Annotated in this window: 18 protein-coding genes, 4 tRNA genes and 1 pseudogene; 6 read left to right on the top strand and 17 right to left on the bottom strand. The window is 66.6% G+C overall.

Annotation, left to right across the window (positions count from 1 at the left end; all coding sequences use genetic code 11):
• Nucleotides 1-693: 693 nt before the first annotated feature.
• The 6 genes from LVQ62_RS11080 to LVQ62_RS11055 all read right to left on the bottom strand — a co-directional run bounded on the left by LVQ62_RS11080 (nucleotide 694) and on the right by LVQ62_RS11055 (nucleotide 5,381).
• Entirely contained in the window at nucleotides 694-1,440 is a 747-nt protein-coding gene (locus LVQ62_RS11080) for a hypothetical protein (protein WP_233761604.1), read from the bottom strand.
• Between the two features lie 116 nt (nucleotides 1,441-1,556).
• Nucleotides 1,557-2,444, bottom strand: coding sequence for a DUF2382 domain-containing protein (locus LVQ62_RS11075; RefSeq protein WP_208052203.1), 888 nt, complete (start codon nucleotides 2,442-2,444; stop codon nucleotides 1,557-1,559).
• A 123-nt stretch (nucleotides 2,445-2,567) separates the two neighbouring features.
• Entirely contained in the window at nucleotides 2,568-3,488 is a 921-nt protein-coding gene (locus tag LVQ62_RS11070) for a YihY/virulence factor BrkB family protein (RefSeq protein WP_233761603.1), read from the bottom strand.
• 148 nt (nucleotides 3,489-3,636) lie between these two features.
• Nucleotides 3,637-4,293: a DUF3618 domain-containing protein gene (locus tag LVQ62_RS11065; protein WP_233761602.1), complete on the bottom strand. Its 657-nt coding sequence runs from the start codon at nucleotides 4,291-4,293 to the stop codon at nucleotides 3,637-3,639.
• Entirely contained in the window at nucleotides 4,286-4,756 is a 471-nt protein-coding gene (locus tag LVQ62_RS11060; protein WP_233761601.1) for a phage holin family protein, read from the bottom strand. The genes LVQ62_RS11065 and LVQ62_RS11060 overlap by 8 nt, the downstream gene beginning before the upstream one ends.
• Nucleotides 4,749-5,381 (bottom strand): hypothetical protein, encoded by a 633-nt coding sequence (locus tag LVQ62_RS11055; RefSeq protein ID WP_233761600.1) that lies wholly within the window; start codon nucleotides 5,379-5,381, stop codon nucleotides 4,749-4,751. The genes LVQ62_RS11060 and LVQ62_RS11055 overlap by 8 nt, the downstream gene beginning before the upstream one ends.
• Before the next feature lie 249 nt (nucleotides 5,382-5,630).
• On the opposite strand from LVQ62_RS11055, the gene LVQ62_RS17840 reads away from it, so the two are divergent.
• Nucleotides 5,631-6,134, top strand: coding sequence for a TetR/AcrR family transcriptional regulator (locus LVQ62_RS17840; RefSeq protein WP_370639607.1), 504 nt, complete (start codon nucleotides 5,631-5,633; stop codon nucleotides 6,132-6,134).
• Entirely contained in the window at nucleotides 6,038-6,451 is a 414-nt protein-coding gene (locus tag LVQ62_RS11045) for a hypothetical protein (protein ID WP_233761598.1), read from the top strand. The genes LVQ62_RS17840 and LVQ62_RS11045 overlap by 97 nt, the downstream gene beginning before the upstream one ends.
• A 140-nt stretch (nucleotides 6,452-6,591) precedes the next feature.
• Here the strand turns inward: LVQ62_RS11045 and LVQ62_RS11040 are convergent, their stop codons facing one another.
• From LVQ62_RS11040 to LVQ62_RS17835, 3 genes are all read right to left on the bottom strand, one after another.
• Nucleotides 6,592-6,900: a hypothetical protein gene (locus LVQ62_RS11040; RefSeq protein WP_233761597.1), complete on the bottom strand. Its 309-nt coding sequence runs from the start codon at nucleotides 6,898-6,900 to the stop codon at nucleotides 6,592-6,594.
• Between the two features lie 185 nt (nucleotides 6,901-7,085).
• Nucleotides 7,086-7,961 (bottom strand): sigma-70 family RNA polymerase sigma factor, encoded by an 876-nt coding sequence (locus tag LVQ62_RS11035; protein ID WP_233761595.1) that lies wholly within the window; start codon nucleotides 7,959-7,961, stop codon nucleotides 7,086-7,088.
• Nucleotides 7,961-8,209 (bottom strand): sigma factor-like helix-turn-helix DNA-binding protein, encoded by a 249-nt coding sequence (locus tag LVQ62_RS17835; protein ID WP_370639606.1) that lies wholly within the window; start codon nucleotides 8,207-8,209, stop codon nucleotides 7,961-7,963. Before LVQ62_RS17835 ends, LVQ62_RS11035 begins: the two co-directional genes overlap by 1 nt.
• A gap of 191 nt (nucleotides 8,210-8,400) precedes the next feature.
• Between LVQ62_RS17835 and LVQ62_RS11030 the strand changes: the two genes are divergently transcribed.
• Nucleotides 8,401-9,306, top strand: a complete 906-nt coding sequence (locus LVQ62_RS11030; RefSeq protein WP_233761593.1) for a GAF domain-containing protein — start codon at nucleotides 8,401-8,403, stop codon at nucleotides 9,304-9,306.
• Entirely contained in the window at nucleotides 9,285-10,007 is a 723-nt protein-coding gene (locus tag LVQ62_RS11025; protein WP_233761591.1) for a GAF and ANTAR domain-containing protein, read from the top strand. Before LVQ62_RS11030 ends, LVQ62_RS11025 begins: the two co-directional genes overlap by 22 nt.
• 139 nt (nucleotides 10,008-10,146) lie before the next feature.
• On the opposite strand, the gene LVQ62_RS11020 is transcribed toward LVQ62_RS11025, so the two are convergent.
• The 4 genes from LVQ62_RS11020 to LVQ62_RS11005 form a co-directional block, all read right to left on the bottom strand.
• Nucleotides 10,147-10,656 (bottom strand): TMEM175 family protein, encoded by a 510-nt coding sequence (locus tag LVQ62_RS11020; protein WP_233761589.1) that lies wholly within the window; start codon nucleotides 10,654-10,656, stop codon nucleotides 10,147-10,149.
• Between the two features lie 365 nt (nucleotides 10,657-11,021).
• A tRNA-Val gene (locus LVQ62_RS11015) sits at nucleotides 11,022-11,093 on the bottom strand.
• 11 nt (nucleotides 11,094-11,104) lie between these two features.
• Nucleotides 11,105-11,180, bottom strand: a tRNA-Gly gene (locus LVQ62_RS11010).
• A 130-nt stretch (nucleotides 11,181-11,310) separates the two neighbouring features.
• The gene (locus tag LVQ62_RS11005; protein ID WP_233761587.1) at nucleotides 11,311-12,153 is read right to left on the bottom strand and encodes a patatin-like phospholipase family protein; all 843 of its coding nucleotides are present in this window, start codon (nucleotides 12,151-12,153) and stop codon (nucleotides 11,311-11,313) included.
• 107 nt (nucleotides 12,154-12,260) lie between these two features.
• On the opposite strand from LVQ62_RS11005, the gene LVQ62_RS11000 reads away from it, so the two are divergent.
• Nucleotides 12,261-12,647, top strand: coding sequence for a VOC family protein (locus tag LVQ62_RS11000; protein WP_179481239.1), 387 nt, complete (start codon nucleotides 12,261-12,263; stop codon nucleotides 12,645-12,647).
• Nucleotides 12,648-12,654: 7 nt separating this feature from the next.
• On the opposite strand, the gene LVQ62_RS10995 is transcribed toward LVQ62_RS11000, so the two are convergent.
• From LVQ62_RS10995 to LVQ62_RS10985, 3 genes are all read right to left on the bottom strand, one after another.
• Nucleotides 12,655-12,728 (bottom strand) — tRNA-Cys (locus LVQ62_RS10995).
• A 46-nt stretch (nucleotides 12,729-12,774) separates the two neighbouring features.
• Nucleotides 12,775-12,847: transfer RNA gene (locus LVQ62_RS10990), tRNA-Gly, on the bottom strand.
• A gap of 209 nt (nucleotides 12,848-13,056) precedes the next feature.
• Nucleotides 13,057-14,082 carry a YihY/virulence factor BrkB family protein gene (locus LVQ62_RS10985; protein WP_233767765.1) on the bottom strand — a complete coding sequence of 342 codons (1,026 nt, stop codon included), beginning with the start codon at nucleotides 14,080-14,082 and terminating at the stop codon, nucleotides 13,057-13,059.
• 180 nt (nucleotides 14,083-14,262) lie between these two features.
• On the opposite strand from LVQ62_RS10985, the pseudogene glgX reads away from it, so the two are divergent.
• Nucleotides 14,263-16,385: pseudogene (gene glgX / locus LVQ62_RS10980) on the top strand (glycogen debranching protein GlgX).
• Nucleotides 16,386-16,529: 144 nt separating this feature from the next.
• On the opposite strand, the gene LVQ62_RS10975 reads toward glgX, so the two are convergent.
• Nucleotides 16,530-17,393 carry a PPK2 family polyphosphate kinase gene (locus tag LVQ62_RS10975; RefSeq protein ID WP_233761585.1) on the bottom strand — a complete coding sequence of 288 codons (864 nt, stop codon included), beginning with the start codon at nucleotides 17,391-17,393 and terminating at the stop codon, nucleotides 16,530-16,532.
• Nucleotides 17,394-17,422: the final 29 nt, after the last annotated feature.

The raw sequence follows: 17,422 nt of genomic DNA, 5'->3' as shown, positions 1-17,422 counted from the left end.
ACTACCTCAGCATCAGCCGAACGTCGGGCAACACCGGAGGATCACATCGCGCAGCTTTCGCCAATACATCAGGCCCGGGTTCGCGCGGCTCTGAGCGGCGCCGACCTGGAGCAGCTCGACGTGGAGGAGGTCGTTGACCTGTGCGACCGAGTTGCGGGAGTGATTAGTTTCACCGAGTACCAAGCACGTGGCCGCGCACGGCGAAGGCGCGCCACGATGCACCTGGCGTAGCCACAGCGCCCGTTGCCCTAAGACGTGCTGTTTTCAAGCTGCGCGCCGGGCCGTCGGGACCGTGGCTGAGGATTCGTGCCTTTGGATCCTGCAATAGCGGATGGCAGTTGTCGCCACGGGCACTTCGGAAATCCTTAGGTCCCGAAATCGTAAGGTCCCCTTCGAGCCGTGGGCCCGTGCGGCCTTGGCGACGGCTCGGCACTCTCAACGCGGGCACCCTGCAGCCATCCGTGGCTCCTATGAGCAGGTGCCTGTCATTGAGACGGTGGGAGTGTTCGGGCCGGCAGGGAGCACGGAAGACAGCGGGTGGCCGTCTTCGTCGGTTGTGGGGCCGGGTCCGGTGGTGGCGGCGCAGCCGGTGATGAGGACGGTGCAGCCTAGGGCCAGGCACAAGCGCCACCCATGGGAAGGGTGGCGCTTGTGCCTGGACCGTGCTTGGTGAGCACGAAGGGAGGGCATGGGTCAGTTGCGGTAGGCCTGTACTGAGGTCTTGTCGATCTTGCGGTGGTAGTGCATTCCGGCCAGGCCGCCGAGGATCGCTCCGACGAGGCTGGCGACCGCGACCGCGATCAGGGCGATGACGCCGGTGGTCGTGAGGGTGCCCTCCTTGACCGGGATCCGCGGGAAAGCGTTCAGCTTGGACAGGACGTTGTACTTGTCACCGGCCACGGCCGCGACGATGGCGAGCACGATCGCAATGACCAGGGCCCACACCCAGACCGCGATGCCCTGGCGGATTCCGTTGAACCGGGCCATCCGACCCGCGACGTAACCACCGCAGTAGTACGCGACGAGCACGATGAGCAGCAGCGCGATCGCGCCCACGATGCCCACCGTGGTGGAGTTGTTGCTGGCGGCGTTGGTGGCCTTGGTGACGTCGGTCTTGTTTGCCAGCCCGACGCCTGCGCCGATGGCGGCCAGCAGCGCGGTCAGCAGTACCGCCATACCGGTCGCGGTCAGCCAGCCGAAGAAGGCTGACCCGATCTTGATGCCGCCGTGCTCCTCCTTCTGCGCTGTGGTGATCGACTCGTGGTCGATGTTTCGAGGTCGGCGACGATCTCGATGGTCGCGCTCATCACTGCCCCGGCCCTGATGCGTGTCCTGGTCATCGGCCGGCCACTGGCCCCGTGTAGTACGAGGATTGGTTGAGTCAGCTGATCCTTGTGCGTTGGAGTCGAAGGTGTGGGCGCCGCCGCGGTCGTTGGCCATGGGTCATCTCTCTTTGGGATTGTGCGTTGGTAGGCCAGCGCACACGTGACCCGTGGCCTGGGGTGGATCAAGACCACGCCGCGCCTCCATATCAGGAAGCGCGGCGTGGTAGGACCTCAACGGTTGTTGTTGTCTCGGCGGGGTTCGTTGCCCTCGCCGGTGTCAGTCTCGATCTGCTCCTTGCGGACCTGCTCGGTGACTTCCTGCTCACCGGAGACGGTCTCGGTGTCAAGCTTCACGCGCTCCACCGGGACGGTCTCCTTCTGCACGACGGGCTGCTCGGCATGCAGCGTCACCTCGTGCTCCTCCTCGGTCAGGTCGCCACCAGATAGGGCGTCACCGCGGTTGGCCTCGGTGATCGGCTCACGGACGACGCGGACCTCTTCGTGGCTGACAGGCACCGTGGTGGTCACATTCTCGGTGACCACGTACTTGCGCAGACGCGCGCGTCCGGTCTCCACCTTCTCGGTGCCCACATTCAACCGCTCCTCCGAGCGGGTCATGGCGTCGTCAGTCGTGGGACCGGAGGTGTCCCGACCCACGACACCGGGCTCACCGGCGCGGTCGCGACGGTCGTCGTGCTCGCGCTCGCGCTCGTGCTCATGGTCGCTGTCCTGGACGCCGTCCTGCACCGTTCCCCGCCCGCCGACCACGTCGTCGTGTCCGTTGCCGCCCGTCGACGATGTGCCATAGGCGAGGCCGTAGTACTCGTACAGCTTCTGCTCCTGCTCGACATCGAGGTGCTCATCGGCATCGCTGACCCGGGGGGCGTCCTTGACCTTGTCCTTGCTGTACGGCAGCCGCAGGTCGTTGCCGTCGACTTCGGCGTCCCGGATGGGGATGAACGTCTCTGAGGTGCCGAACAGACCGGTCTTGACGGTGACCCACTCGGGCTGACCGGACTGGTCGTCCAGGTAGATCTGCCCGATTGATCCGATCTTGGCGCCTTCGGAGTCGACGGCGTTGCCGCCGGAGATGGTCTGGATCTGCTCTGTGGAAATCATGTGTAGTCCCTCACATAGAGATGGTGGTGCGGTCGGATCACCGGACTGGGCCGGCATCCGTGGGTTCCCGATCCGCCTACTAGGGGGTCGGAGCTGAAGCAGTAAGAACAGATCGCGCCGGTTCTACTGGTCGGTGGTTCGTTCCCTGATCCGGGCTGCTTCCTCGGCCTCGCGTTGCTGAGGCTCATCCAGCTTGCGGGTGTCGCGCAGCTCCGCGAAGGGCTCCACGTCGTGCGGGAGGCCAGCACGGATCGCCCGTTCGCGTTGAGTCTCGGCGTTGAACTCCGCGCCCAGCAGCACGCAGATGTTGCTAATCCACAACCAGACCAGGAACACGATGACGGTCGCGAACGAGCCGTAGGTCTTGTTGTAGGACCCGGAGAAGGAGACGTAGAGCGCGAACAACGCTGAGGCGATGATCCAGATCACGACGGCGATGACGCCGCCGAGGCTGATCCACCGCAGACCGGGTTGTTTGACATTCGGGCACGCTTTGTACAGCAGCGAGAACATCAGGCTGACCACGATCACCAGCACCGGCCATTTGGCGATCTCCCACACGAGCACCGCGGAGTGGCCGACGCCGAAGACCTTGCCCAGTTGAGAGGCCACCGGACCGGTGGCGATGACCATCACCGCACTGGCGGCCAGCAAAACCACCAGCACCAGCGTCACCAGCAGACGCACCGGCGCGGTCTTCCAGATGGGTCGGCCTTCGTCGACGTTGTAGATCGCGTTGGAAGCGCGCATGAACGCTGAGACGTACCCCGAGGCCGACCACAACGCCAGCGCCAGGCTCACGATCAGCGCGATACCGGCGGCGCCGGCCTTGCCCTGCACCTGGGTGATGATGGACTTCAAGACACTCGTGACCCCACTGGGGGCAATCGAGGAGATGTTGGACAGCAGTGAGTCGGTCTGGTGTTTTCCGAGCAGTCCCAGCACTGACACCAATGCCAGCATGGCCGGGAAGATGGCCAGGATCCCGAAGTAGGTCAACGCGGCGGCGTAGTCGGTGACGTTGTCGTGTTTGAACTGTTTCATCGATCGCCGCAGGATCGCGAACCACCCGGCTTTGGGCAGGTCGGTGGGCCGGTCCGGGGCGTGATCGGCACTGTTGGCGGCGCTACCGCCGCGGCCCGCGTCAAAGTTCTGTCGGCCTCGCTCAGGTTGGCCCGGCTGGGCGACCGCGTCAGCCGGCATATCGCCCGCCGATAGAGCCTGCGCCTCTGCTTTGACCTGACCCGTTGTCCGTGACGTCTTGGGTGGCGTCTTGGGCATGTTCCTTCACGTCGGAGGTCGCGCTCTTGGCGTGCTCGGCAGTCCGGTTCGCTGCCTCGGTCGCGGTTTGCTGCACCGATTGGGCGGCATCACGTGCTGGCTGTTTGAGGTTGGAGGCCACGTCCTGTGCGGACTGCTTCGCCGAATCAGTGAGCCCGCTGGCGCGGTCTTCGACCGTGGCGGCGGCCTTCTGCTCGGTATCGCTGGCGGGTAGGAGCGAGGAAAGCAACCAGCCGGCGCCGAACGCGATCACGCCTGCGGCGATGGGGTTGCCCGACGCCCGGTCGCGGACCGCGTCCGGCGCGGAGCCGGCTGCGCCCTGTGCGGACCCGCCCGCGTTCTGCGCGGAGTCAGCGGCCGACTGCGCCGTCTCCTTCGCGGCCTGCGCGGCACTGGTGCCCACGCCCATCACCCGATCCTTGATCGAGCTCAGGCCGCGGGAGACCTTCTCGCGTCGGGTACCCACGAACTGCTGTGGGTTGACCCGGTCGGTCAACCGGGTCACGTCCTGGGACAGGGCGTCCTGGGTACGGCGGGTGTCGGCTGCGAGCTGGTCGGGGTCACTCATGCTGGTCTCCTTGGCGTGGCTTGATCGCACTGGGGATGCGCTTGATGGAATCGATGGTGCGTTGCGGGGTGAGGCTGATGGATCGCAGGACACCGCGGCCCACGATGAACAGCACCGCGGCGATCACGGCCCACACCAGGGCCACAATCAGCGCGGCCCAGGCAATCCCCACGAGGTGACCCAAGCCCCACCACGCTGCGGTCGAGGCGAAGATGACCGCCATCAGCGCCGCGAAGCCCGCGCCGCCCAACATGCCAGCGCCCTTGCCGGCCTTGCCTGCCTCGGCACCGATCTCGGCCTTCGCGAGCTCGACCTCCTGGCTCATCAACGCCTTGAGGTCCCGCGTGACGTCGGACATGAAGTCGCGGACTGCGGCCTTCTCATCGTTGCTGGGCGGCAGTTGGCTGCCCAGGTCGGTCACCTCATCGCGTAAACCGCCGACCTCTTCGCGCAGGTCACTCACGGCCGGCCCGCCCCTCAGACGACACACCGCTCTCCGAAGGAGCCGGTGTGACGGTGGACTGATCGTCATCGGAGTCCGTGTTCGTGTCTATGTGCTGAGCAACGACCCCGCGGGTGAGGCGGCCGGCTGCCACCCCGGCCAAAGCAGCAGACAGCAGAAACGCACCGGGGCGCTGCCGACCAAACTTCCTGACGTCATCCAGCACCTGATCGGGGTCGCGCCGCTCGAGCCACTCCGCAGCGGCACTCACCCGGTCACGGGCCGTGGTCACCGCGTCGATGGCGGCACCTTGAGCGTCGTTTGACGACGCGTTGGTTGTCATGGCCGACAACTGCCGACCCAGATCCTGCAGAGCCTGCACCGCGGTGGTGCGCTGGGTCTCTGCCTGCTCGCGCAGCTGGGTGCGGGTCTGACCCAGCAAGTCGCTAGCCCGTTCTTTGGCTTCACCCGCGACCTGAGCGGCGGCCTGCTGGCCGGTGCGGGCCACGTCGGCTGCGGCCTGTTGGCCGTGGCTGGCGACATCGGCGGCCGCTTCCTTGGCCTGCCCTGCCGTGGACTCCTGCGAGCCATCGCCCGCTGGGCGCTCTGCTCGCCGCGAGAATGACTCGTTCGTTGGACTACTCATCGTTGCCTCCTGGTGCGTCGCACCCTGTTGCTTCACATCGGTCGCCCCTGTAGGCCGGCCGCAAGCTGTGGCCCCGTCGAGCCGTCTACACCGTAGATGCATTTTGCGTACGGCGTATACAACCGCGTCCGAACAGGCGATTCGCAGCAGATTCACCTAGAGTGCACAACACCCCACGGTGGGCTTCGATTGGCTTGACAGGGGGTCGATTCGAGTCGTACAGCCAAGACGTGAAGGCCAGGTGACGGGATGCGCGAGCTAGAGGCGCAACGCGCTGAAAGAAGGCGGCGGCTGAGTCTGGACCAGATCGTCTCCGCCACGGTGGACCTCATCGACGAGCAGGGGATTGCCGCGGCCTCGATGCGCACTGTCGCCCGCCAACTGGGTGTACAAGTGATGGCGCTCTACCGCTACGTTGCCAACCGAGAAGATCTCTTCGACGCGGTCGTAGACCATATTGTCGGCGAACTGGACGATGACCCGACCATCCAGCAAGACGTCGGCGATGACGGGTGGCAGCCCTACCTGACCGACCTCGCATGGGGCGTGCGCCGGTACGCCCGAGCCCACCCTCACGCCTTCCCCCTGGTGGCCACCCGCCCCCCAGCGCCCCGTGGATCAATCCGCCCCTGCGTTCGCTGCGCTGGATCGAGACCATGTTGGCCAACCTGTCCCAGGCCGGGTTCAACGACGAACAGGTGCTGTTCACCTACCGGTCCTTCAACAGTTTCCTGCTGGGACACCTTCTCCTAGAGACCAGCGCCATGGTCATCGACGACCCCAAACCCGGCGATGGCTCCTTTCAGGCTGGCGACGACACCGGAGCCCACGATCCAGTGGACCCGGCAGACCCCGTCCCCGGTTCCATCAGCCCCACCCGCACCACCGCCAAACGAAAAGCACTGGCCAACGCTGAGACCACCAGCGAACTACTTGGCGTCAAACCCAGCGACTATCCCGTGATCCATCGACTGCGCGCCGGTCTCACCGAGGACCATTTCGAGGAAGAATTCGGGGCCGGACTCGACATCCTGTTCGGTCGCATTGCCAACAAAATGGACCACGTTTGACGACCCGGATTGCTCACAAGGCCTGGGATTCTCTCACGATAGGTTCCGCGCGTCACCGCAGGATGCGCACTCCAACGTGGACTCACTCGCACGTCAGGTCCACGGTCGAATCGTCGGGCAACAGACCTTGCCCGGGTTGTTCAGCCGGCGGAGGACCGCTGCTCGCGTGGCCTAGTCGGTCGTCGCGGCTCCTCTTCTTCGCGTTGATCGTCGGTGATGATCAGCACGTGCCGGTGGTCAGTCGTCAGCCCGCGGGTGGCGGCCCAGCGCGTAGTTGTGGGCCGCAGTTGCGGAGGTACCTGACGCGTCGGGATCGGGCTGAGCTGGTAGATGTGCAAGGCGCGCATCAACCAGACGCGCATTGCGTCGGGCCCCCTGCGAGGCACGAGATCGATGCGCACCCACGGGCCGGCTTCACGACCTTCACTGCGGTAGATCTTCATGCTCATCGCGACCCCGCCGGCTGGGTAGCTCGAACCCTCGAGCGTGGGGCTACCGGATTGCCGAAGACACGTCGTGCGCGGTATCCGAAGATACGTCGTGCGCGATAGCGGGAGATCAAGGTCATTGCTGGCATGAGGGTCACTTTCTGTGAGATGCCGCAGGCTCGGCATGCACTGGGCGGCGTGGTCAGTCAGGACGCCGCTTCAGCGGTGTCATTGGTCAGGGTGGCGCGCAACCGGGCAATGACCGAGGAGAGCTGACGGGAGACCTGCATCTGGCTGATTCCCAGGCGCACACCGATCTGCTGTTGGGTCAGGTCCTCGGCGAATCGCAGGTGCAGTATCAGTTGCTCCCGTGGTGGGAGCAGCCGGATGCTCTGGCGTAGGTCCAGACCTGTGAGCTGGGCATCGATGCTGCGCACCCGGCCGACGTTGACCGGTTCACCCCACGGGATGTCGTCGCCACCGGGCCAGGCGTCCAAGGATGCGGTGGTATAGGACCCGCTGACGTTCTGGGCTTCTCGTACTTGCTGTGCGGTCACGCCCAGGGCTTGGGCAATTTGCCCGGTGCTGGGCACAGCGTGCAGCGACTGGGTCAGATCATCACCGATGCGGACGATTTGCAGGTAAGTGTCGTGCAAGGCCCGCGGCGGTCGAACCGCCCACGCATGATCGCGCAGGTGCCGTTTGAGCTCACCGTGCATAGTCACCTGCGCGAATGCGCCGAACCCTCGTCCCTGTTCCGGCTCGAAGCGGCGGGCGGCCAGCACCAACGCCATCCCGGCGACCTGCTGCAGATCTTCCAGCTCCACCCCGCGGCCGGCGTAGCGCCGGGCGACCCCACGGACCAGTCTCAGGTTCAAAGCGACCGCCTCGCCACGCAACTGGCTAGCGATACCGGGATCGTCGACGCGCCCGGCCCGGATCAGCAACGTCACCGTGCGTGTTTCGCGCTCACTCCCGTTTGTCTGCTGCTCAGCGTCGTCACACTCGGTGGCCGACACCGCAGCTGGCAGGGTCTCCTCGACAACCCGCGAGTGCGGGTGGACTCGTGTGGTCACACTCATCACGCCGAGTGCGAAGCGTCGCTGCTGCCCGTACCGGTTTGCGCACGGTCAGTCAGGGCGGCCAGCCGCTGCGCTACCCGTGCTTGAGACATCCCCAGGGCTTGGGCGATCTCCGCGGGCCTCAAGCCTTGGACAAAGCGCAATGTCAGTAATTGCTGATCAGACCCGGAAAGGGGGTGTGGGGCGCCGGGGCCAGGCTCATCATGGGCCTGGTTGAACCGGGTCCCGGTAGGGGAATCGGTGATCATGGGCAGCGCCCTCCGCTCACGGTCAGGGCAGCAGCGCGCATAAGTAAAACCCCGCCTCAGTGCTTCCTTGTTGAAAAGAAGTCGCACCGGGTCCGGGGTGCACAGCCACCTGCGGTGGCCAGGTTCAATATTGCTCCACCGGCGGGTGGTGTCAAGCATCTCTCAACAGCGATAGCGGGGGACGGCAGGGCGTGTTGGACGACGAGCTGAGCGGGTCGGGCTGCGCTACGGTGATTGAGGTCGCGGTCGCCCCGGACCTGGCGTCGGATTCACCAGAACGGATGATCCCTGGTCGAAAGAAGTGGGGTGACGTGGACAGGGCGCAACAGATCCTCCAGCAGGTGCAGGCCACCGATGCCGCTGATGAAACCTTGCCCCAGGTTCTGTGCCAGGCGTGTGCGGCGGCGTTGCCGGTGACCGGTGTCGCCATGGCACTGATGAGTGCGCGAGGTCCTGAGGGGCTGATTGCGGCCAGCAACGACATCGCTGGTGCGCTTGAAGAGTTGCAGTTCGCTCTGGGAGATGGACCCGGCGTGGATGCTTCCCGCCGTCACCGTCCAGTCCTTGAACCGCATTTCAGGGCCACCGCGATGGCGCGTTGGCCTGGGTTCGGGCAGCCGGCGCTGATCGTTGGGGTCGAGGCGGTCTTCGCGTTTCCGTTGCAGGTCGGCGCGATACGACTGGGGGTGTTGACGTTGTACTGCGACCGCCCGGGGCACATGTCCTCGGATGCGTTGAATGATGCTTGGTCGTTCAGCGATGCTGCCACCAAGCTGACGTTGCACCTGCAGGGTCAAATGCCGGCTGGTGCGCTGCACCCGGCCCTGGCTCTGCCGGGCCATTCCCGCCCCGAGGTGCACCAGGCCACCGGCATGATCTCGGTCCAGGCCGCGGTCGGGCTCGCCGAAGCCCTGTTGCTATTGCGTGCCCGGGCCTACACCGAGGACAGGGACATCCTGGCCGTGGCCCGTGACGTGATCGCCCGGACATTACGGTTCACACCCCCGCGGAGGATCATGACTAGCAGGCACCCCACACCTCCCCAACGCCGAACCCAGTACGGAAGCGAGTCACCATGGTCACCCAGCAACGCCTGACCCAGATCTTCGTCGAGCTCGCCGACACCCTCGTTGACGAGTTCGACGTCGTCGACTTTCTGCACACCTTGGCCTCTACCAGCGTCGAGGTACTAGATGCAGACGCCGCGGGTCTGATGCTGGCCGATCAGCGAGGGCAGCTGCAGTTGATCGCGGCCTCGTCGGAGGAGATGCGCACCCTGGAGCTGTTCGAGCTGCAAGGGGACGATGGCCCCTGTGTGGACGCCTACCGCCACGGACACGCGATCACCAACGTCGATCAGGCCACCGCCGAGCAGCGCTGGCCGTCCTTCGGTGCCGCCGTGCGCGCCGGAAACTTCACGTCGGTCCACGCGGTGCCACTACGGCTGCGCGACCAAACCATCGGCGCGATGAATTTGTTCATGGTCCGCGCCGGGCAACTATCCGACAGCGACTTGGACCTGGCACGTGGGCTAGCCGACATGGCCACCATCGGCCTGCTGCAAGAACGCGCGGTTCGCGAACAACACATCCTGGCCGAACAGCTGCAAGGCGCCCTGAACAGCCGTGTCGTCATCGAACAAGCCAAAGGCATCCTCGCCGAACGCCACAACCTCGCGCTGCCTCAGGCATTCAGCGTCATGCGCACCTACGCCCGCCGCACCGGCCAACCCTTGTCTCAGATCGCCATCGCGCTCATCGACGGGACCCTGGACCAAGCAACGCTGACCGCGACTTAAGACGCGCACAGCAGAACGGTATGGCTACCGCGAGCGACGCTCGGTGTCTCAACCTGACCAATGGCCGACGCACCTCCGCAGCCCACAACTCCCACCAGATCACCACGCTCCCCGACGTGGACCTGGCACGAACCAGCCATCAGTCAGGTGCGCTTGAGTGGCCCGCCGCGGCCAACACCCTCCGTAGCGGTCGTTCCGCCAGCAGCAGGACCATCGGCCACAGATACATCCGCGGCGCGCACAGCACCACGACGAACGCGACCAGCGACAGCGCCGGAAGCAGAGCCCGGGACAGGATCTCCGCTCGGCCGTCCGCGTCTTCTGGATCGGTCGGCGTCAGCCGATGCCGCCGCAGCTGCCACCCCATCACCTCGGCGCTACCAGTGGCGATGGTGACAACCGCGACGTAGATCCCTGAACTGACCCGGTCCTGGCCGCCAGAGGAGATGTTGAGGACGGTGGCGATGGGTAGGAACGTGATGCACGCTAACCACAGTGCATTGATCCACATCACCGCGTCGGTGTGACCATGGGCCTGAAGGAACAGGCGGTGGTGCCCCCGCCACAGGGCGAACAGCGCCACGAAGCTGACGCCTGCTGCCAGGAGCGCGAAGGCGTTGTGCTGCAGCTGCCCGTCAGCTGAACGCATTAAAGAGGAAGCGTTCGCACCCGGTCTGCGGCAGGACGACAGCACGAGGCTGTCTGGCCGGAGGTCACATCGAACGTCAATTAGACGAAGCGTGGCACGTGTGCCAGTCGGACTGCATATTCGCAGGTCAGAACCCTGCAACGGGGTGGACCTGAAGGGCCTCAAACCCCTGCGTGCTCGGTCACCGAGAACCCAACACGGCCGGCGGCCCGGCTCGCGCAACTTCGTGAGGCAGCGATGACGTCGGTAGTGCCTCGCGAGCTGACGGCTTGAAGTCACAGACGGGCCCTGCAATCCGACACGAACCGCAAAAACTACGTCCCCTGACCTGGCGTTTCCGCAGGTCAGGGGACGTTTCGTACTCGTGGGCGATACTGGGATCGAACCAGTGACCTCTTCCGTGTCAGGGAAGCGCGCTACCGCTGCGCCAATCGCCCAAAATCATGGGTGGAGCGGACAACCGGGCTCGAACCGGCGACCTCAACCTTGGCAAGGTTGCGCTCTACCAACTGAGCTATGTCCGCCTGCTGCACTCCCTGGCGTACGCCCGGGTGAACAACGAGGGGAACTGTAGCCGAGGTAGTGCCCGGCACCCAAAACGGCACCGATCACGGCGCGTTCCTGGCGTGATCGCGTCCGTCGTACGGCGACCGCTCAAGTCCAGAACTCCGCTACCCGAGCGGCTCTGGCCCGGCCCACCGCACGGCCCGCCTCGGCGGACGGAGCACGGGTCGCCGGGGACAGCGGGTTGCGCCCGAACGCTGCCATCGAGCGCACGTTGGCCGGTACGACGAGCACCTGAGCGTCCGCCGGCGGGACCACGTCGGCGTCCAGATCGCCGAGCAGCGATGGCGCACCGGGCAGCGTCGGCGACAGCACCAGGATCCGGTCGCAGCCCGCCACCAGGTCGACGTTCGTGCCCGAGCGCATCCCCCCGTCCATGTAGCGGCGCCCGCCGATCGTCACGGGCGGCCAGACGCCGGGCACCGCGCAGCTCGCGGCCACGGCGTCGGTCAGGCTCGTGAGCCCTTGCGGCGTGAAGATCTCCAACTCGCCGGTCGCGGTGTCGATGGCCGTGATGAGCAGCCGGCGGTCGGGCCAGTCGAGCGAGGGCAACCTGGCCTCGATCGCCGTACGCCGGTCGGCCTCGGACACCGTGCGGGCGACCAGCGCCAGCTCACCGAACCGGCGACGCGCATCGACCGCGGAGGTCGCGCCGCGCGCCGCTACCTCGTACGACGCGGCCAACGCCTCGGCGTCCAGGTCCACCTCGATCTCGGAGCTCGCAGGATCCAACTGCGCGGCGTAGAGCTCCTCGAGATCGACACCGGACGTGATCTGAGCGCCCACGGCGGCGCCGGCGGACGTCCCGACGACGACGTCGGCGTCCACCAGAGCGGGCAGCAGATCGGGCGCGCCGTCGCGCAGCCCGAGGAGCACCCCGAGCTCCCAGGCGATGCCGGCGACCCCTCCGCCGGCCAGGACCAGGGCTCTCATCGTCGTTCCCGTCCGCGGGTCATGCCCCGAACCCTGCCAGTTGTCGATGACACCGGGCATGCTGGGCGCGACCCACCCACCCAGCGACACTGGAGGAGACCCCACCCATGGACATGCGCCTCGAGCTCGTCCCGCTGCCCGTCACGGACGTCGACCGCAGCAAGGCGTTCTACGTCGACCGGGTGGGTTTCGTGCTCGACCACGACATCGAGCCGGGCAACGGGATGCGCATCGTTCAGCTGACTCCCCCGGGGTCGGCGTGCTCGGTGGTCGTCGGCGTCGGGATCAGCGATCCGGATGCGGGTCGGGTCAACGGCCTGCACCTGGTCGTCGACGACATCGCCTCGGCGCGCGAGGAGCTGCGCAGTCGGGAGGTCGACATCTCCGATGTGCAGGACATGGGAGGGGTGAAGTACGCCTACTTCTCGGACCCGGACGGGAATTCGTGGGCGCTGCAGGAGATCTCCAGCCGCAGTCCCGAACCCCCGGCGTAGGACGTGATGGAGGTGGCGACGGGATTTGAACCCGTGTAGACGGCTTTGCAGGCCGTTGCCTCGCCTCTCGGCCACGCCACCACGTCCGGGCCGGTGCGCCCGAGGGCGCCGACCGGTCCCGGAGCAGAGCGGACAACCGGGCTCGAACCGGCGACCTCAACCTTGGCAAGGTTGCGCTCTACCAACTGAGCTATGTCCGCATCTACACGTCGACGGAAAGGGCCGTCGAACGCTCCGCGAGGTTATCCGATCGCCCACAGCGAGTCCAACCGCGCTGCTCCAAACCCGTGTCGCCGTACGCCGAGTCGCGGGATGAGCGACCGGTCGGCCCAGCGGTTGTCCGCAGATTCGGGCCGCGGGCGCCACGAAACCGCGGACAACCGGAGCGCAGCAGGCAGAGAGCTCGCCGCTAGGAGCGGGAAGGCTGTGAGGCCCGCGCGTCTTCCTCGACGGCGGCCGCCGGTGCGGGCTTGGGCGCGGGCGCGGTCACCGTCGGCATCCCGGGCGGGGGCTGCTCCACGGGCGTCTCCCGGCGGGCGCGGATCCACGCGGCGCGCCGGCCCGGCAGCCGCGCGGCGACCGGCTGCTCGTCGTCGCGCGACCGTGCGTCGATCCAGCCGCGGGCCCGGTCGCGCACGGTCTGCACCTCGCGCATCGGCCAGATGCGGGAGGCGGCGGCGTTGAACGCGGCGCCGATCAACACCCCGATCCCGAGGAAGTACAGCCAGATGAGCACCACGATGGTGGCCGCCAGCGGCCCATAGATGCTCACGCCGTTGATCGACGCGCCGAGGAACCAGCGCAACGCCATCGAGGTAACCACCCAGATCGCGAGCGTCAGCGTGGCACCCGGCAGCGCGCGTACCCACGGCGTGCGTCGCGGCGTGGCGATGTAGTAGAGCGTCGCGAAGCCCAGGATCGTCAGACCCCCGACAAGGGGCCAGTAGAAGTTCATCAGGAAGAGGAACTTCGCCGGCAGTCGCTGCTCGAGCAGTCCCGGGCCCACCACGATGAGCGGCACGACCAGTGCGCCGAAGACCAGCGTCACGAAGTAGAGCGACAGGCTGAGCACGCGCGTGCGCACGATCCCGCGACGGCCGCCCTGCCCGTACATGATCGAGATCGTGTCGAGCAGCACGTTCAGGGCACGTGATCCTGACCACAGGGAGAGCACGAAACCGACCGATACGACGTCCGGCCGTCCGCCGTTCAGGGCCTGTCGCAGGGTCGGGACGAGCACCTCCTGCAGGCTGTCCTCGGTCAGGAAGCGCGCGGCGTACCGCACGATGCTGTTGGTCACGTCCTGCCGCACGCCGGCGCCGAGCCAGTTGCCCACATACCCCACCAGACCCAGCAGCCCGTAGAGCAGTGGCGGGAAGGAGAGGAGGGCGAAGAAGCCTGCTTCGGCGGCAAGTCCGGTCACTCGGTAGCGCATGCAGATGCGCACGGTGCCGAGCACGAGCCGTACGAACGAAACCAGCCCGGGCACCCGCCCGAGCTTCTCGCGGAGGGCCGATCTGTCCAGGCTCACGGGATGCAGTGGGCCTGCGTGCGATTGGTCACGACAGCCACGGTAGCTGTCAGGAGCCCCAACTCCATGCACCATGATGGTCCGATGGACATTTGGCCCGGCCGCCCATATCCCCTCGGCGCGACCTTCGACGGCAGCGGAGTCAACTTCGCGCTCTTCTCCGAGGTCGCCACAGGGGTGACCCTCTGCCTGATCGGCGAGGGCAATGAAGAGACCCGCTACGCCCTGACCGAGGTCGACGGACACGTCTGGCACGGCTACATCCAGGGCGTGCAGCCCGGCCAGCGCTACGGCTACCGCGTCGAGGGGCCGTTCGACCCCGCGCAGGGGCACCGTTGCAACCCCGCCAAGCTGCTGCTCGACCCGTACGCGAAGGCGATCGACGGCCAGATCGACGGCCACGAGTCGCTCTTCTCCTACCGGTTCAAGGACCCCAAGAAGTTCAACGACGACGACTCCCTGGGTCACACCATGACCTCGGTCGTCATCAACCCGTTCTTCGACTGGGGCCACGACCGCCCGCCGCAGCACGAGTACCACAACAGCGTCTTCTACGAGATGCACGTCAAGGGCCTGACGATGACGCACCCGGACGTGCCCGAGGAGATCCGCGGCACGTACGCGGCCGTCGCGCACCCCGCGATCATCGAGCACCTCAAGGAGCTCGGCGTAACCGCCGTGGAGCTGCTGCCGGTGCACCAGTTCATCCAGGACACCACGCTGACCGACCAGGGGTTGTCCAACTACTGGGGCTACAACACCATCGGCTTCCTGGCGCCGCACAACGCGTACGCCGCAGCGGGCACAGACGGCCAGCAGGTCACCGAGTTCAAGACGATGGTCAAGGCGCTGCACGACGCGGACATCGAGGTCATCCTCGACGTCGTCTACAACCACACCGCCGAGGGCAACGAGCTCGGCCCCACCATCTGCTTCCGCGGCATCGACAACTCGGCGTACTACCGCCTGGTCGACGACGCGAAGGAGCACTACTACGACACCACGGGCACCGGCAACAGCCTGCTGATGCGCCACCCGCACGTGCTGCAGCTGATCATGGACTCGCTGCGCTACTGGGTGCAGGAGATGCACGTCGACGGGTTCCGCTTCGACCTCGCCGCGACGCTCGCCCGCCAGTTCCACGAGGTCGACCGCCTGTCGGCGTTCTTCGACATCATCCAGCAGGACCCGGTCATCTCCCAGGTCAAGCTCATCGCCGAGCCCTGGGACCTCGGCGACGGCGGCTACCAGGTCGGCAACTTCCCCCGCTGTGGACGGAATGGAACGGCAAGTACCGCGACACCGTGCGCGACTTCTGGCGCGGCGACGGCGCGACGCTCGGCGAATTCGCTTCTCGCCTCACCGGTTCCAGCGATCTGTACGAACACTCCGGGCGTCGTCCGATCGCGTCGATCAACTTCGTGGTCGCCCACGACGGCTTCACGCTGCGGGACCTGGTGTCCTACAACGAGAAGCACAACGAGGCCAACGGCGAGGGCAACAAGGACGGCGAGAGCAACAACAGCTCGTGGAACTGCGGCGTCGAGGGTCCGACGGACGATCCGGACATCAACGCACTGCGCCAGCAGCAGGAGCGCAACTTCATCGCGACCCTGCTGCTCAGCCAGGGCGTCCCGATGGTCGCGCACGGGGACGAGCTCGGACGCACCCAGGGCGGCAACAACAACGTCTACTGCCAGGACAACGAGATCGCCTGGGTCGACTGGGAGTTGGACGACTACGACCAGTCGTTGCTCGATTTCACCCAGCAGGCGATCGCCCTGCGGACGGCCCACCCGACGTTCCACCGACGACGGTTCTTCCAAGGTGCCGCGACCCGCGGCGGCGCCAGCGACATCGGCGACATCATCTGGTATTCCCCCGGTGGTTCGCCGATGGGCGAGGAGGACTGGACGAACGGCTACGCCCGCACGCTGATGGTCTTCCTGAACGGCGCCGAGATCCGCACTCCCGACACCGTCGGGCGCGATGTGACGGACGACCACTTCCTGATGCTCTTCAACGCCCACTACGAGGACGTCGACTTCGTCGTGCCGAAGGACGTGCCGGACGCGTCGTGGTCGGTCGCGCTGCGTACCTCACCGGTCAGCGCGGAGGACGCCGCGCAGACGACCACCTATTCACCGGGCGAGGCGATCGCGCTCCCGGCGCGCTCGATGCTCGTCCTACAGAGCCCGCTCGGCTGATTTCAGCCGAGCCGGCGCAGGCGCGCCGGGTGGGTTATCGGCGGTGCGGTCACCTTCCTGCGCCGCCTAACACTGCCCGGGTGGGTTGTCGCCCGTGCGGTCATTTCCTGCGCGGCTGACCTGCGAAGGAGAGTCGGGGGCTGATCAGCTGGACGCGAGGCGCGCCTTCTGCTCCGACACGTCGTACGACGGCGCCGGCCACTGGGGGTCCATCGCCCGCAGGTGGTGCAGCAGCAGGTGGTGCACCGCGAGGCGCGCGTACCACTTGTGGTCGGCCGGCACGACGTACCACGGCGCGGCGTCGGTCGAGGTCTTGTCCATGACGAGCTGGTAGGCCTCCTGGTACGCCGGCCAGAAGCCGCGCTCGTCGACGTCGTTCGGGTTGAACTTCCACTGCTTGTCGACCCGGTCGAGTCGCCCGGCGAGACGCTCACCCTGCTCCTCGCGCGAGACGTGCAGCATTACCTTGATCACGGTGGTGCCGTTGTCGACAAGGGTCTGCTCGAAGCCGTTGATCTGCCCGTAGCGGCGACTGATCGTCGCGGGCGGCACGAGGTTGTGCACCCGTGCCACCAGGACATCCTCGTAGTGGGACCGGTCGAAGACACCGACGCTGCCCGCCGGCGGGAGCGCGTTGCGCACGCGCCACAGGAAGGGGTGACTCAGCTCCTCGCGCGTCGGCTTCTTGAACGCGTGGTGCGTGACGCCCTGCGGGTCGAGGGACCCGACGACGTGCCGCATGATGCCGCCCTTGCCGGACGTGTCCATCCCCTGCACGACCAGCAGCACCTTGCGCCGGCCGCCCTGGGTGCTCTCGGCGTACATCCGCTCCTGCAGGTCGTCGAGCTCGGCCGCCGTGGCCTCCTGTGCCGAGACCGCGGTCTTCTTGCCCTTCGTGAAACCCGGTGTCGATGCGGGTGCACGGTCGGCCAGGACGAACCCCTGGTGCACCCGCAGCGCCTTCTCCAACGTCGTCGCGAGGTCCTTGGCGGCTGCTTTCTTACCCATGCGGGTCTCCCTGATCGCTCGCGGTTGCT

The organism is Allobranchiibius sp. GilTou73 (assembly GCF_021391335.1).
Classification (GTDB): domain Bacteria; phylum Actinomycetota; class Actinomycetes; order Actinomycetales; family Dermatophilaceae; genus Allobranchiibius; species Allobranchiibius huperziae.
The sequence above is the reverse complement of the archived record's forward strand: the minus strand, read 5'-3'. Positions and strand labels throughout refer to the sequence as shown.